The 15160-nt window shown below is 41.9% G+C and carries 16 protein-coding genes; 8 read left to right on the top strand and 8 right to left on the bottom strand.

Annotated features, from left to right (window positions below; genetic code table 11):
* Positions 1-45 precede the first annotated feature (45 nt).
* From Q7U33_RS02080 to pstB, 6 genes are all read left to right on the top strand, one after another.
* A complete protein-coding gene (locus Q7U33_RS02080; protein WP_304857929.1) occupies positions 46-702 on the top strand; it encodes a DUF47 domain-containing protein in 657 nt (218 codons plus the stop codon).
* 10 nt (positions 703-712) lie between these two features.
* Positions 713-1711, top strand: coding sequence for an inorganic phosphate transporter (locus tag Q7U33_RS02075; RefSeq protein ID WP_304857928.1), 999 nt, complete (start codon positions 713-715; stop codon positions 1709-1711).
* A 163-nt stretch (positions 1712-1874) separates the two neighbouring features.
* Complete coding sequence (locus Q7U33_RS02070) at positions 1875-2876, top strand: PstS family phosphate ABC transporter substrate-binding protein (RefSeq protein WP_304857927.1); 1002 nt, start codon at positions 1875-1877, stop codon at positions 2874-2876.
* Between the two features lie 93 nt (positions 2877-2969).
* Positions 2970-3917: a phosphate ABC transporter permease subunit PstC gene (pstC, locus tag Q7U33_RS02065; RefSeq protein ID WP_304857926.1), complete on the top strand. Its 948-nt coding sequence runs from the start codon at positions 2970-2972 to the stop codon at positions 3915-3917.
* A gap of 2 nt (positions 3918-3919) precedes the next feature.
* Positions 3920-4855, top strand: coding sequence for a phosphate ABC transporter permease PstA (gene pstA / locus Q7U33_RS02060; protein WP_304858013.1), 936 nt, complete (start codon positions 3920-3922; stop codon positions 4853-4855).
* Between the two features lie 44 nt (positions 4856-4899).
* Complete coding sequence (gene pstB / locus Q7U33_RS02055; RefSeq protein ID WP_304857925.1) at positions 4900-5679, top strand: phosphate ABC transporter ATP-binding protein PstB; 780 nt, start codon at positions 4900-4902, stop codon at positions 5677-5679.
* 191 nt (positions 5680-5870) lie between these two features.
* Here the strand turns inward: pstB and Q7U33_RS02050 are convergent, their stop codons facing one another.
* Entirely contained in the window at positions 5871-7085 is a 1215-nt protein-coding gene (locus Q7U33_RS02050; RefSeq protein ID WP_304857924.1) for a glycosyltransferase, read from the bottom strand.
* A gap of 169 nt (positions 7086-7254) precedes the next feature.
* Here Q7U33_RS02050 and Q7U33_RS02045 point away from each other — a divergent pair, with 169 nt between their 5' ends.
* Positions 7255-8106 (top strand): zinc dependent phospholipase C family protein, encoded by an 852-nt coding sequence (locus Q7U33_RS02045; RefSeq protein WP_304857923.1) that lies wholly within the window; start codon positions 7255-7257, stop codon positions 8104-8106.
* Positions 8107-8149: 43 nt separating this feature from the next.
* On the opposite strand, the gene Q7U33_RS02040 is transcribed toward Q7U33_RS02045, so the two are convergent.
* The 6 genes from Q7U33_RS02040 to rlmE form a co-directional block, all read right to left on the bottom strand.
* Positions 8150-8686 (bottom strand): phosphatase PAP2 family protein, encoded by a 537-nt coding sequence (locus tag Q7U33_RS02040; protein WP_304858012.1) that lies wholly within the window; start codon positions 8684-8686, stop codon positions 8150-8152.
* A 226-nt stretch (positions 8687-8912) separates the two neighbouring features.
* Positions 8913-10268: a phosphoglucosamine mutase gene (glmM, locus tag Q7U33_RS02035; RefSeq protein ID WP_304857922.1), complete on the bottom strand. Its 1356-nt coding sequence runs from the start codon at positions 10266-10268 to the stop codon at positions 8913-8915.
* Between the two features lie 63 nt (positions 10269-10331).
* Complete coding sequence (locus tag Q7U33_RS02030) at positions 10332-10613, bottom strand: hypothetical protein (RefSeq protein WP_304857921.1); 282 nt, start codon at positions 10611-10613, stop codon at positions 10332-10334.
* A 36-nt stretch (positions 10614-10649) separates the two neighbouring features.
* Positions 10650-11498, bottom strand: a complete 849-nt coding sequence (folP, locus tag Q7U33_RS02025) for a dihydropteroate synthase (protein ID WP_304857920.1) — start codon at positions 11496-11498, stop codon at positions 10650-10652.
* 172 nt (positions 11499-11670) lie between these two features.
* On the bottom strand, positions 11671-13575 hold the full coding sequence (ftsH, locus tag Q7U33_RS02020; RefSeq protein WP_304857919.1) for an ATP-dependent zinc metalloprotease FtsH: 1905 nt from the start codon (positions 13573-13575) through the stop codon (positions 11671-11673).
* A gap of 83 nt (positions 13576-13658) precedes the next feature.
* Positions 13659-14279, bottom strand: a complete 621-nt coding sequence (gene rlmE, locus Q7U33_RS02015) for a 23S rRNA (uridine(2552)-2'-O)-methyltransferase RlmE (RefSeq protein WP_304857917.1) — start codon at positions 14277-14279, stop codon at positions 13659-13661.
* Positions 14280-14351: 72 nt separating this feature from the next.
* Between rlmE and yhbY the strand changes: the two genes are divergently transcribed.
* Entirely contained in the window at positions 14352-14660 is a 309-nt protein-coding gene (yhbY, locus tag Q7U33_RS02010) for a ribosome assembly RNA-binding protein YhbY (protein WP_304857915.1), read from the top strand.
* 61 nt (positions 14661-14721) lie between these two features.
* Here the strand turns inward: yhbY and Q7U33_RS02005 are convergent, their stop codons facing one another.
* Complete coding sequence (locus tag Q7U33_RS02005; protein ID WP_304857913.1) at positions 14722-15159, bottom strand: DUF4149 domain-containing protein; 438 nt, start codon at positions 15157-15159, stop codon at positions 14722-14724.
* Between the last annotated feature and the right edge of the window lies 1 nt (position 15160).

Below are 15160 nucleotides of genomic sequence, written 5' to 3'. Positions count from 1 at the left end.
ATCTAAAAGTAATAAATTTGTAATAAATTAGGAGCTTCAAGAATTATGGCAAATGCTGCATTTGGTCGCCTAATGGCGGCAATCACACCCCGTAATGACAATTATTTTGTACTATTTAATAGCCTTGCAGATTGTGCAGTTAAAGGCTCTAAAGTACTCGCGATGATGGCAGCCGTGAGAGACAGCGATAAGTTCGACGAGCACTTTGCTGAAATTAGAAAAATTGAATCTGAAGCTGACGAATACACAAAAGAAATTTTACTCTCCCTACATAAAACATTTATTACCCCGTTCGACCGTCGTGAAATTCGCGAACTAGCAATGGCACTTGATGACATCATTGATTACATGGAAGCTATTCCACAAAGTGCAAAAATCTATGGTCACTCAAGCTTTACCCCAGAAATGGTAGCACTAGCGCAAATTTTATTACGCGCTTCTGAAAAAGTCCGTGAAGCTGTCAACATGCTGTCTGACATGAAAAATGCTGAAGTCATTTTACGCACCTGTGCAGAAATCAGCAGCATTGAAGGAGAAGCTGATCACGTCATGCGCTCAGGCATGCAACGCCTATTTGCCGAAGTTGAAGATGCACGCACCTTAATCCGTTCAAAAGAACTCTACGATTTATTTGAAGAAGCCGTTGATAGCTGTGAGGACGTTGCAGACGTGATTCATGGCGTTGTACTTGAGCGTATTTAAGGGGTAAATCATGGATCACGCAATTCTCATCATGGCGTTGCTCGTGGTGGTTGCCCTCATATTTGATTTTATGAATGGCTTCCATGACGCAGCTAACTCCATTGCGCTGATGGTATCTACGCGTTTGCTAACACCGCAAGCTGCAGTGGCATGGGCAGCATTTTTCAACCTGATCGCATTCTTATTTTTTGGTTTGCACGTAGCTGATACCGTAGGTAAAGGCATTATTTCAAAAGATGTGATTGATAATGCTGTGATTTTTGGCGCATTAAGCGGTGCAATTACTTGGAACGTCATCACATGGTGGTTTGGTATTCCGTCATCGTCATCACATGCATTAGTTGGCGGCCTAGTAGGTGCAGGGGTAGCTAAAGCAGGTACTGGCTCAATTGTCGCTGCAGGCCTCACTAAAACTTCAGTGGCAATTATTTTGTCGCCGTTATTCGGCATGTTGCTCGCATTACTATTGATGGTACTTACGCTATGGGCGTTTGAAAAAGCATCTCCATACCCAACTGAAAGAAGATTCAATAAATTACAATTTATTTCTTCATCACTCTATAGCTTAGGCCATGGTGGTAACGACGCGCAAAAAACCATGGGTATCATTGCTGTGTTACTTTATGCAAATGGCTACTTACAAGGTGACTTCCATGTTCCATTCTGGGTGGTCATTTCATGCCAAGTGGCAATGGGCTTAGGTACGCTATTTGGTGGCTGGCGCATTGTACGCACCATGGGCATGGGCATTACGCGCATCCGTCCATCAGGTGGGTTTTGTGCGCAAACATCTGGTGCCATTGCATTATTTTCAGCAACCGCATTAGGGATTCCAGTTTCAACCACGCACACCATTACGGGTGCCATTATTGGTGTAGGCTTGTCTCGCCGCATGTCTGCCGTACGCTGGGGCTTGGCTTCCAGAATCGTATGGGCATGGGTGCTGACCATTCCATGTGCTGGATTAATGGCTGCTGCGGGTTATCACTTAGGCCGCACTTTCATGTAATCAATAGTATGAAATAATCAGTATGGATGGTAAAAAAGGGGCTTAAATTTAGCCCCTTTTTATTTGTTCATTTTACTAATTTATTTTTTGTCATTATATTGTCACAATAGCTTCATATGATACGTAAAGTTTAACAACAGACTACTCTCATAAGGAGCATCAAATGAATTACCAGTTTACTAAATACTCATCAATAGCCGGTTTAGTTGCATCATTATTTGCACTACCAACCATGGCTGTTGCAGCTGAAAAAATTGTTAAAATTGACGGCTCCAGCACTGTTTACCCAATTACTGAGGCGGTTGCAGAAGAGTTTCAAAAAGCAACAAAAACCAAGGTAACCGTAGGTGTTTCAGGCACTGGCGGCGGCTTCAAAAAATTCTGCCGTGGTGAAACTGATGTACAAAATGCATCACGCCCTATTCTGCAAAAAGAAATTGATGCATGTAAAGAGGCTGGCGTACAGTTTATTGAATTACCAGTAGCCTATGACGCATTAACTGTTGTCATCAACCCTCAAAATGACTTCGCTAAGAAAATGACAGCGGCAGAACTTAAGAAATTATGGGAACCAGCGGCTCAAGGTAAAGTAAAAACTTGGAATCAAGTAAACCCTGCATGGCCAAATACACCAGTTAAGCTATATGGCCCAGGTGCTGACTCAGGTACGTTTGATTACTTTACGGAAGCGATTGTTGGCAAAGCTAAATCTAGCCGTGGTGATTTCACCGCATCTGAAGATGACAATGTCTTGGTTAAAGGTGTGGTAGGTGATAAAGGTGCACTTGGTTACTTTGGTTATGCTTACTATGAAGAAAACCAAGACAAATTAACTGCAGTGGCTATTATCGAAAAAGCTGGAAAACCAGCTGTATTACCATCAAAAGCATCAATTGAAGATGGCACTTATCAGCCACTAGCTCGTCCTATCTTTATTTATGTGAATGCAACGGCTGCTGCTTTCAAACCAGAAGTGAAAGCATTTGTTAACTATTATTTAGAAAACAGCAAACCTTTGATCGAGGAAGTAAAATATGTAGCTTTACCAGCTAAAGAACAAAAAGCCGTGATTACTCACTGGAAAGCACTTAAACCAGGTTCTGGCTTTGGTGGAAAATCTGAAGTTGGTGTAAAAATTGAAGAGTTGCTAGCACGTATTAAATAGCATGCTTAACTGACGCTTGTTTGAAATACATATTTTTTATGTTTCAGACAAGCGCCGCTTTACAAATAATATAAACTAGCTGGTACATATCACGTGAATACGGTAACCCAAGTGCTAAATAACTCATTAACGCCTCAAATTAGTGATCGCTTATCTAAGAACTTCAATCGCCACTTAAAAGAGCGAGTGATTGAATTCATTTTAATGCTAGCTGCATTCTCTGCAGTATTAACGACTGCTGCGATTATGGGCATTCTATTATACGAATCTTATGGTTTCTTTGAACATGTCTCTATATCAGACTTTCTGACAGATACTGTATGGACACCGTTATTTGAAAACCCACGCTACGGTATATTGCCTTTAGTTTCTGGTACGCTTACTGTCACTGGCGTTGCACTATTAATTGCTGTACCTATTGGTACCATCAGTGCTATCTATCTTTCAGAGTTTGCGTCACACCGTGTGCGTGAAACAGTGAAACCAATCTTAGAGTTGTTAGCAGGCGTACCAAGCATTGAGTTCGGTTTCTTTGCGCTACTATTTATCACGCCACTTTTACAAAAAATAATACCGGGCTTGCCAACATTTAATATGTTGAGCTCTGGCATCGTGATTGGCATTATGATTATCCCATACATTGCCTCGCTATCAGAAGATGCCATGCGTGCTGTGCCAATGAGCATGCGCGAAGGCTCTTATGCGATGGGTGCAACGCGTTTTCAAACAGCCATTAGGGTGGTCACCCCTGCCGCAGTTTCAGGGATTGTTGCTGCTTATATTTTAGGTATCTCACGTGCGATTGGGGAGACCATGGTAGTTGCAATCGCGGCTGGCCAACAACCAAACTTAACGTTTAACCCGATGGATGCCGCTGCCACCATTACTGCTTATATCGTGCAAGTTGCCATGGGTGACTTACCGCATGGCAGTATTGGCTATCAAAGTATTTTTGCAGCAGGCTTAGTCTTGATGCTAATGACATTGACGCTCAATATTATCGGCCACATTACCCGCAAGAAATATAGCGAGAGGTACTAATGATGAACAAGCAACAAACTAAAAACCTGAATGAAGTACGTGCCATGATTCAACGGCATAAACTCAATGATTATATTTTCTCTATCATCGGTTTACTGTGCTTAATGGTTGGCCTTATTACGCTATTAACGCTGTTTATTGATTTAGTCCTCCAAGGTTACCCTAAACTATTATCTTTAAGTTTCTATACAGACTTCCCATCACGTCGTGCGTCTAGTGCTGGATTATTATCCGCATTAGTTGGTTCATCATTAGTGATGCTGGTAACCTTTTTGTCAGCAGTCCCGATGGGCGTCATGGCGGCTATTTATCTTGAAGAATACGCACCAAAAAACTGGTTTTCGGACCTGATTGAAATCAACGTTTCAAACTTAGCGGCTGTGCCTTCAATTATTTACGGCTTATTAGCACTTGGCTTATTTGTTTACATTTTAGACCTAGGCCAAAGTATCGTCACAGCAGGCCTTACTTTAGGTTTATTAATTTTACCTGTCGTGATTGTCGCAACCCGTGAGTCAATACGTAGCATCCCTATTGCGATTCGTGAGGCGGCCTACGCTGTAGGGGCAACCAAATGGCAAGTGGTATATGACCACGTCATTAAGTATTCTTTTGGCGGTATTTTAACTGGTGTCATTATCGGCATGGCGCGCGCAATTGGGGAAACTGCACCGATTATTACCATTGGCGCACTGACATTCATTGCATTTTTACCACCATCTCCTGTGACAACAACTGCGCCATTTCTTAACTTTGAATGGCTATCATCAGGCTTCACAGTTTTACCGATTCAGATGTTTAGTTGGTTATCACGTCCAAGTGAAGCATTCCATGTTAACGCCGCAGCCGCTGGGGTGATTATCATTTTAGTGACACTAATTATGAACGGCTTTGCCATCAGAATGCGTTACAAAATGCGTAAAAACATTAAATGGTAATGCACGACTTATCTCTATATTTATCAACAGGAATCTAAATTCTCATGATGACATCAACTACACCAGTAAAAGCTGAAGCACGTAACCTCAGTTTTTTTTATAACGGTGGCAATAATGCAGTAAAAAACGTTTCTATGCCTTTGTATGAAAATAAAATTACTGCACTGATTGGACCGTCTGGTTGCGGTAAATCTACATTTTTACGCTGCTTTAACCGTATGCATGACTTATACCCTGGCAACAAGTATGAGGGTCAAATTATCATGCATCCAGATAACACCAATATCCTAGAGAAAAATGTAGACCCGATTGAAGTACGCATGCGTATTAGCATGGTGTTTCAAAAACCTAATCCATTTCCAAAATCTATTTATGAAAACGTGGCGTATGGTTTACGTGTACGTGGCGAAAAAAATAGACGCATTGTTGATGATAAAGTAGAAGAGGCTTTAAAGGGCGCTGCACTTTGGAATGAGGTAAAAGACAGATTGCAAGACCTAGCCTTCAATTTATCAGGCGGTCAGCAGCAACGTTTATGTATTGCACGCGCACTGGCAACCGACCCTGAGATTATGCTGTTTGATGAACCGACTTCAGCATTAGATCCAATCGCAACCGCAAATATTGAAGAGTTAATGAGTGAGTTACGTAACAAGCTAACGATTCTTGTCGTGACCCACAACATGCAACAGGCCGCACGTGTTTCTGATTACACAGCCTATATGTATTTAGGCGAACTGATTGAACATGGTGAAACTGACCGCATCTTCACACGCCCTACCCGTAAAGAAACTGAAGATTACATTACTGGTAAATTCGGCTAACTAACTTTATAAGCTAGATGATTTTACTAGCTAACTAACTTTAACTAGCTGGGTGCTTTTACTAAATAACTTTATAAATCTGGTTAGTTAGTAAAAGCTAAATCAAGTAGATTCTTACCCAAATAACAAAGGCCAACAATGTTGGCCTTTGTTATTTGGCGCCCCCTTACGCTAGCAGGGGCAATTAACTATTAATCAATCACAACATGTTTCTGCGTAATGCTTAGCTGGCTATTCTTATCAGCAGATACGTTAGCATGCATAATTGTGGCATAAAACTGCACCATACGCTCTGCCTGTATTGACGCAGTCCAATTTGCAAGCACATAAGATCTGGCACGCACACCAAGCTCAAATCGCTCCTCAGGGTAAATCAATAAATGCTTCACCTTATCTGCAAAACCGATAACATGATCAGGTGCGATCAGCGCTCCCTCACCATTCACCAATATTGATGCTGTACCAAGCTCTGCAATCGCTACAACTGGTGTACCTTGCGCCATAGCCTCTAGTAGCACAAGGCCTTGTGTTTCACTTTTTGAAGCAAACACAAATATATCTGCGGCCTGATAACAAGCATTAAGTTCGCGCTCGCGATCTAAGTATCCAATAAATTTAACGTTATTCGATATGCAAAGTTGCTGTGTCAGTTGATGCAGGCTTGCTTCAGCTGGCCCCTCACCCGTGATCACCAGCAATACATCAGGTACTTCTTTAACTAGCACACTGGCCATTTCAAGCAAAAATGAAATATTCTTTTCAAATGCTACACGACCTACATATAAGAGCATTGGCCGCTCTAAAGGAATCTCGTACTTTTGCCTAAAGGCCTGACCATCAGCATCCTTAAAGCTCTGCATTTGCAAGCCTGTAGGCACTACCTCAGCGTTCACAGACACACCGTAGCCGCGCAACACATCAAGCATAGGCTGCGATGGTGCAACAATCGCATCAACAGCATTACATTGTCGCTTAGAAATCATTCTGGCCACGCCACGTGCCATTGGCTTTGGTATCCAAGGCAAGTAATGATGTAAGTAATCTTCAAAAAAAGTATGGTAAGTTTCTACACATGGCACATTTAACTCACGCGCTAACTTAAGCCCTAGATAATGCGCCACAAAAGGAGTATGCACATGCACAATGTCATATTTTTCCCGACGTAGCCTAGGTAGGCGTTGAATTGCCTCCCCATATTTCATTAGCTTGTCTTCAGGATCAAAATAAATACTGCGTGCTGGTATGCGCTTAATCCACGATTCATCTTGAGTGTAAACGCCATAGTCTGGCGCGATTAAATGTACTTCATGCCCTAAGCCTTGCATCTGCTCAACAAAGGTTCTAATTGAAGTTGATACGCCATTGATACGTGGAAAATATACATCAGAAATGAATAGTATCTTCATACGCGTTGCTCACCTATTTGTTAATAAATTCTATTTCGTCACCAACAATATAAACACGCTATATGACAGTTTCATGAACAATCAAAGATAACTAACCTCATCATTTTCTGCATAAAAACATCATGCTAATGTCATATTAGCATCACATTCAATTGGCACAGTAGCTGGCATGAAAATACCAGACTTCATCAAAAAATATTACTGGTGGCTACCATGCTGTGCATACTCAGCGGATGCAAACGCATGGGGGCTGTTTACCCATCTTTATTTTGCGCAATCATTATTATGGGCAATGCCATTATTAGACCCAAAATTGCAAAGGGCTATTAAAAGATTTCCTGATTTAGTGATGGCGGGCGCATGCATTCCTGACTTGGCACTTATTAGTCACCACTTCAAAAGAACTCACTTATGGGAAAAGACTCACCAGCTCATTAACGCTGCGGAATCTGATGAAGAAACTGCGATTGCAATCGGTTACGCTAGTCATTTGTATATTGATGTGATTGCACATCATCATTTTGTACCAGCACATGAGGCCATGTGGTTTAAAAGCACCATGTTCACGCATATTACTTCTGAATGGGCTATGGATGCGTATTTAGCACCACTGATCAACACATCACCACATGCTTTACTCACAAAACACAGCGCAGTAATGACGAACTTTATTTCAGTTCACTTTAATTGCGATACACATATCACACGCACTGCAATTAAACGTCTAGCATTAGGTGATAGGCTATTAAGAAGTATTAAGCTGCCACAGATAATTCACAAAGTTGCACGCTTAGCTGACAAGCAAGTTAGCAAGAATTTTGTATACTACATAGCAAAAACACAGATAGCGTTGGCCGATATTGGTGAAGTACTTAACGGAAACCAACCTGCATATGAAGCTGAGCTAAAGAACATCAGCATAGATCAATTAGAACTCTGGCGTGAAGCTTGTTTAGATCACTTGCGCCAAACACACCCTCAACCTGTGCAATACTTCATTAAACCAAAACACTTATCATGAGTTGGTCACTAAAACATCACACCACAGCAGATTTAGCTTATCGCTAAATCACTAAAAAAGACAGCATCGCTAACACTACGCCAATAACAGCACCAGCCAATACATCACTAGGATAGTGCAACCCTAAGACAACGCGAGACAAACCAACCATTAGCGTAAAGGGTACTAATACAAATGACAGTTGAGGATAGTAACTTAAAGCCACCGCACTAAACACAACAGCATGTAAGGTATGTCCTGATGGAAAACTAAATTTATCAAGCGGCGCCCCTGTTAACCAGATATCCTGCCTAACTTCATAAGGCCGTGGGCGTAGGGTTTTACCCTTTAACCACTTATACAACAACGTACCAGATAATCCAGCCAACCCCATATGTAACACAGGGACAAAACCATCACTACCCTTAATAAGCAAGATTGTCATCATCAGCACGTACCAGAACACACCATCGCCTAATCGGCTGACCATTCTAAAACTATCTCGCACTAGTTTATATCGGCTTGTATGGTTAACCGCCACACATACATTGCTATCTAACTGGTGCATACGATGTAAATATAATCGCATTCTAGATGTCATCATTCACCTCCAATGTTGGTTAAACTGGAGCTAGCTTGTCATTGAAATATGAAGAATTGATGAACAACAAATGAAGGTTTGTTGAATTGAACATAAAATTAGTAACATTCAACCCAACAAGCTAATGAAATGATGAAACAGAGGCTACTACTAAATAACCCTATCTGAGAGGTTCTAACGTCACAGTAGCCTACTAAAGCTAATAAAACAGTAAGTACAACGCAGACTAAGACGCAACTTGGTTAACCACATCAGCAATGGCTTGGGCTAATGCTTTAACCTGAACCTGATTTTCACCTTCTACCATCACGCGAATCTTTGGTTCAGTTCCTGACGCTCTTAACAAAACACGACCAGAGTCTTTTAGTTCCGCCTCGGCCTGATTCACAGCGTCTTGAATCAGCGCATTTTCCAAATCAATCTTTTGCTTAGTGGTCACATTAATTAACACCTGCGGATAAAGTGTTAAGTCCGCTCCTAGCTCGCTTAAAGTTTTACCAGTCTGAATCACCGCGTGCAACACTTGCAAGGCGGCGATAATGCCATCCCCACTACTATGTTTATCTAAGGTTAAGATATGCCCAGAATTCTCACCACCTAATTGCCAGTTATTTTGGTTCAGCAGTTCAAGTACATAACGATCACCTACTTTTGCACGCGCAAAAGGGATATTCATCGCGGCAAGTTTATGCTCTAGCGCTAAATTCGTCATCAGCGTGCCAGCCACACCACCCTGCAACATGCCAACCTGATGACGCGCTGCGGCAATAATATAAAGCAACTGATCCCCATCTAGCAATCGTCCCTCATGATCGACCATCATCACTCGGTCACCATCACCATCAAAAGCAATACCCAAATCTGCCTGATGCTTAACAACCGTTTCCTGTAGCGCTTGTGGATGAGTAGACCCAACTTTTTCATTAATATTCAAGCCATCAGGGTGGTTGCCAATGACAACAATTTCCGCACCTAGCTCATGGAATACAGGCGGCGCCACATGATAAGTAGCACCATGCGCACAATCTAAAACAATTTTTAATCCGCGTAAATCTAATTGGTTAGGAAAAGTGCTTTTACAGAACTCAACATAACGGCCTGCTGCATCATCAATGCGACGCGCCTTCCCAAGCTTAGCCGATTCCATCACTTGCATTGGCTCATCAAGCGCGGCCTCAATTGCATGTTCAACATCGTCTGGTAATTTAGTACCCAAACTTGAGAAGAATTTAATCCCGTTATCGTCATAAGGATTATGTGAGGCAGAAATAACAATACCCGCCTGCGCTCTCAATGCGCGCGTTAAATAAGCAACGCCAGGTGTTGGCATCGGCCCTGTCAACAAAACATCCACACCTGCAGCTGACAAACCAGCTTCTAGTGCTGCTTCGAGCATGTAGCCAGAAATTCGAGTATCTTTACCAATTAATACAGCAGGATGCGCACCTTTAGCTAAATGGCTGTCAATACTGGTCAGCACTCGTCCAGCCGCATAACCTAAACGCATCACAAACTCTGGCGTGATTAATGCATCCCCTACGCGTCCACGAATACCGTCTGTACCAAAATATTTCTTACTCATATTAATGCTTTCCATACTCCATTAAACTAAATAGCTAAACAACAAGCCACTATAAAATCTAGCTCAAGACTTAAATATCCAGTATAAAAATAAAATCACAGCAGCCAGCAATAAAATAATATGTTCGCGCGTAATATTCCAATTTACATGCGATGCATCCATCTTTTCTTTAGTCTCAGGATTATTCAAAAGATAAGCCTCTACACAAGCTTTAGATTCTTTAAGCCCCATCCCTGTAGCAGTTCTAGTAAGCTTAATCGCTTCAATAATGCTTCCATGTTCTAATGCCTCAATTGCTGAGGGGCTCAGTGTCGCCTTATCATGTGCAATATGATTAGTGCTCATTCATACTCACCTTTAATAGATGTAAATTGCTAACACTTAAATACTGTTTAATACAACTTCCACAACTTTGAGCGCATCCCGAGTTGCTTTTACATCATGCACGCGTAGTATACTCGCGCCTTTCATCGCAGAGATAACCGAGGCTGCTAACCCAGAATACAAGCGCTGCTGTTCATCACCACCTGCGATTTTTCCCAGCACAGATTTACGAGACAAGCCAACCAAAAGCGGCTGACCCAAATCATTTAATGTATCCAACGCTTGAATGAGGGCTATATTATGTGCTGTCGTCTTACCAAAACCAAAACCAGGATCAAGTACAATACGCTCACGCGCTACCCCTCGCCCTCGCCCAGTTAAAACTGTTAGTCGCGCATGCAAAAACTGCTTTACCTCTTCAACCACGTTAACATAACTTGGATTTAACTGCATGGTTTGTGGAATGCCCTGCATATGCATTAAACATACACCTACATGGCTATTTGCCACCACATCAAGCGCACCATTCTCTTGCAATGCACGCACATCATTCACAATATCAATGCCTGCAGCAATTGCGCTACGCATGACCTCTGGCTTATAGGTATCAATTGACAGTGGTACTGTTGAAACTGCACTTAAAGCCTCAATCACAGGAATCACTCGCCTTAATTCTTCGTCCAAACTGACAGGCGGTGCGCCAGGCCTTGTAGATTCGCCCCCAATATCCAAAATATCAGCGCCTTCAGCAATCAATTCTAAACCATGGGCTACAGCTAAATCGGTGCTGGAGTATTTACCACCATCAGAAAATGAATCAGGCGTTACATTGACAATCCCCATCAAATGAGGGCGATTTAAATTGAGCTGATACTTACCGCAATTGAATTGATATTGAGTTTGCATATGCTAATTATACTTAAATCTTAATAAAAGCCGTTAACGTGTAGTAGTCATCTCTGACAAATCTACACGCTACACTTAAATCAATAATAAAACATTCATCAATGTTCTAGACAATAAAAAGGGCTAGATAGAAACTAGCCCTTTTAAAAATTACACACACCGCAATCAATGATTATGTATTTGCACTATGCTGAGGTGCTCCAGTTGATGCTGGACTTGAGCTTGATCCAGAAGATCCTGTATCAGTAGTTGGTGGAATACTGGCCTGTCGAGGCTTAGGCTCACGCACAGGTATACCAGCCATGATGTCATTGATCTGATCAGCATCAATCGTCTCATACTCTAACAAAGCAGCCGTCATTGCTTCAACTTTATCGCGATTATCTTCTAGTAATTTACGCGCAATATGATATTGGTCATCTAGAATACGACGAATCTCCGCATCCACTTTTTGCTGTGTCGCTTCTGAAACGGTCTTGGAGCTCATGCTACCAAAAAATGAGTCCTGCTCACTTCCAGTGTAGACCATAGTCCCCATTGCATCACTCATACCATAACGTGTCACCATATCCCGCGCTAGTTTTGTCGCACGTTCAAAATCGTTTGATGCGCCTGTAGACATTTGATGCATAAAGATTTCTTCAGCAATACGGCCACCAAATAGAATAGAAATCTCTTCCAACATTTTGTCTTTGTAGTTACTAATGCGATCAAACTCTGGCAACTGCCATGTTAAACCTAATGCCCAACCGCGCGGCATAATCGTTACTTTATGCACAGGGTCAGCTTTTGGTAGCAACTTAGCAACTACCGCATGACCAGACTCATGGTAAGCAGTATTGCGACGCTCATCTTCACGCATCACCATCGACTTACGCTCAGGTCCCATGAAAATTTTATCTTTAGCATCTTCAAAATCTTGCATGTCCACAGTGCGTTTGTTACGACGCGCCGCAAACAGTGCAGATTCATTCACAAGATTTGCTAAATCTGCACCACTAAAGCCAGGCGTGCCGCGTGCCAAGATATCCGCTTTAACATCAGGATCAATCGGCACTTTACGCATATGCACTAACAATATTTGCTCACGGCCTTTAATATCAGGCAAGCCTACCATCACCTGGCGGTCAAAACGGCCTGGGCGCAATAACGCTTTATCCAGAACATCAGCTCGGTTAGTTGCTGCAATCACGATTACACCAGAGTTAGCTTCAAAGCCATCCATTTCAACCAACATTTGGTTAAGTGTTTGCTCACGCTCGTCATTACCACCGCCAGTACCAGCACCACGGCTACGACCAACCGCATCAATCTCATCAATAAAGATGATGCATGGTGCGTTCTTTTTAGCAGTTTCAAACATATCACGTACACGCGACGCACCAACCCCAACAAACATTTCGACGAAATCAGACCCTGAAATCGTGAAGAATGGCACCTTAGCTTCACCAGCAATGGCACGTGCCAATAATGTTTTACCTGTTCCTGGAGGGCCTACCATTAGTACACCACGTGGAATACGACCACCTAGTTTCTGGAATTTCGATGGATCACGCAAAAATTCCACTAATTCGAACACCTCTTCTTTAGCCTCATCGCATCCTGCAACATCAGCGAACGTTGTATGATTATTCCCTTCATCTAATTGGCGAGCTTTACTTTTACCAAAAGAGAATGGACCACCACCTTTACCGCCGCCTTGCATTTGGCGCATAAAGAATATCCAAACACCAATCAGTAAAATCATTGGGAACCATGACACAAAAATGCTCATGAGCAATGATTGCTCTTCTTCAGGTTTAGACTCAACCGCAACATTGTATTTAAGTAAGTCAGATACAAGCCAAGGATCAGAAGGTGCGTAAGTGTTGAACTTTTTACCCTCTTGGGTAGTGCCACGCAACACGCGACCATCTATCTGCACTTTGGCAATACGTCCGTCTTTAACGTCTTGAATAAATTGTGAATATACAATTTGGTCGTCTGCGTTACTCTTCACGCCAGACAAGTTGAATACCGCCATCAGTATCATGGCGATTGCTAACCAAATAGCGACATTCTTAAACACGTTGTTCAAAATCTTTATCCTTTTATCAACAACTACTACGCTTAAATTTCTTAAGTATTTCAGGTCTTATAAAAGCAGTTTAACCCAATTTTTTAAGGTTTACGACCTATTCCTAGCAAATAAACTTCACTGCTTCTATCACGTGATGCCTTTGGCTTACGAGTCACTACTTTATCAAACATTTGACGCATATTTTGCAAAATCTCTTCAAAACCTGCACCTATAAATACCTTGACCAAAAAGTTTCCACTTGGTTTCAACCATTCCTGACTAAAGTCGAGCGCCAACTCTGTTAAATAAGCAGCGCCCGCCTGATCTACATCTTTTACTCCACTGATATTGGGGGCCATATCAGCAATTACAAGGTCTACTTTCACATTATTTAATGTTTGTTCTAATAATCTAAGAACAGATTCTTCACGAAAGTCACCTTGCAAAAAGGTTACACCGCCTATTGGGCTCATGTCCAATATATCAAGAGCTATCACTTTCCCCTGCCCTTTTAAACGCTGTACCACGACTTGCGACCAGCTACCAGGTGCAGAACCCAAGTCCACAATAGTCATGCCTGGCCTGATTAATTTATCTTTATCATCAATCTCCATCAGCTTATATGCAGCGCGCGCGCGATATCCATCTTTTTGCGCAAGCTTTACATAAGGGTCGTTTAGATGCTCTTGCATCCAAGCTTTACTGGTACGTGTAGGTTTCATCGTTGATACTTTGCCATCAAATAAACATTGCTTCGTGTTAAAATAGTTAACTAATTAATTCTGTTAAAAAATATGAAACTAAGTACCAAACAAATCGCACACCTACGAGGCCTTGCTCATAGCTTAAACCCTGTTGTCATGATAGGCAATAATGGTTTAACGGAAAATGTTGTTAAAGAAATCGAACTTAACTTAAACGCTCATGAACTCATTAAAGTGCAAGTAGCTGGAGATGACCGTGTGGCTCGCAAAGCTATGTTTGATGAGGTCTGCAAACTCACAAACGCTATTGCAGTGCATCACATTGGAAAGCAACTAGTATTTTACCGTGCAAGCAGCACTATTAAAGAAAGTGCTAAAGTAGTAATTCCTAAACTTTAAAACACTCGGCCTGTTTTCAAAAAAGCAGGCCGACTTGTTTAAAATAGTTAACGCTTAACTGCTAGCGTGCTTTTAGCACCATCACCACTGCAAGCACGCATTCAAATACATACGCTAAACTGGCAACACCATGCCAGTTTCTAAACCTGTCCGCAAATACACTCTGCATCACATCTGCGGGAAAGGCTTGAGACTTCAAACCCTCTAAAATTGGCTGAATACCAAAATGACCAGCTAATACCAATAGCAACATCACAAAAACAGCCCAAAAGAACGACTGTTTAAGTGCTGAAGTACCGAATTGCACTAATCGATGAATCAGTAAATAAAAAGCACTGACAAAACCAATGTAGGTCACAACGTTGAATAATTTACCCGCAAGACTTCCCGCCAATTGCTTATCTTGAAGACTATCAAAAAGCACATATGCACTCATGCCGGTACTCCACAAAGCACCAGCCCACAAGGCAATTAAAATTAATGATAGTCGATAAGCCACC

This window comes from Methylotenera sp. (assembly GCF_030653755.1).
Taxonomy (GTDB): domain Bacteria; phylum Pseudomonadota; class Gammaproteobacteria; order Burkholderiales; family Methylophilaceae; genus Methylotenera.
This window is presented reverse-complemented; position numbering and strand designations above follow the sequence as displayed.

Coding starts and splice junctions, on each gene's coding strand:
- Q7U33_RS02080 (WP_304857929.1), top strand. CDS start 46: ATGGCAAATGCTGCATTTGGTCGCCTAATGGCGGCAATCACACCCCGT.
- Q7U33_RS02075 (WP_304857928.1), top strand. CDS start 713: ATGGATCACGCAATTCTCATCATGGCGTTGCTCGTGGTGGTTGCCCTC.
- Q7U33_RS02070 (WP_304857927.1), top strand. CDS start 1,875: ATGAATTACCAGTTTACTAAATACTCATCAATAGCCGGTTTAGTTGCA.
- pstA (WP_304858013.1), top strand. CDS start 3,920: ATGAACAAGCAACAAACTAAAAACCTGAATGAAGTACGTGCCATGATT.
- pstB (WP_304857925.1), top strand. CDS start 4,900: ATGATGACATCAACTACACCAGTAAAAGCTGAAGCACGTAACCTCAGT.
- Q7U33_RS02050 (WP_304857924.1), bottom strand. CDS start 7,085: ATGAAGATACTATTCATTTCTGATGTATATTTTCCACGTATCAATGGC.
- Q7U33_RS02045 (WP_304857923.1), top strand. CDS start 7,255: ATGAAAATACCAGACTTCATCAAAAAATATTACTGGTGGCTACCATGC.
- Q7U33_RS02040 (WP_304858012.1), bottom strand. CDS start 8,686: ATGACATCTAGAATGCGATTATATTTACATCGTATGCACCAGTTAGAT.
- glmM (WP_304857922.1), bottom strand. CDS start 10,268: ATGAGTAAGAAATATTTTGGTACAGACGGTATTCGTGGACGCGTAGGG.
- Q7U33_RS02030 (WP_304857921.1), bottom strand. CDS start 10,613: ATGAGCACTAATCATATTGCACATGATAAGGCGACACTGAGCCCCTCA.
- folP (WP_304857920.1), bottom strand. CDS start 11,498: ATGCAAACTCAATATCAATTCAATTGCGGTAAGTATCAGCTCAATTTA.
- rlmE (WP_304857917.1), bottom strand. CDS start 14,279: ATGAAACCTACACGTACCAGTAAAGCTTGGATGCAAGAGCATCTAAAC.
- yhbY (WP_304857915.1), top strand. CDS start 14,352: ATGAAACTAAGTACCAAACAAATCGCACACCTACGAGGCCTTGCTCAT.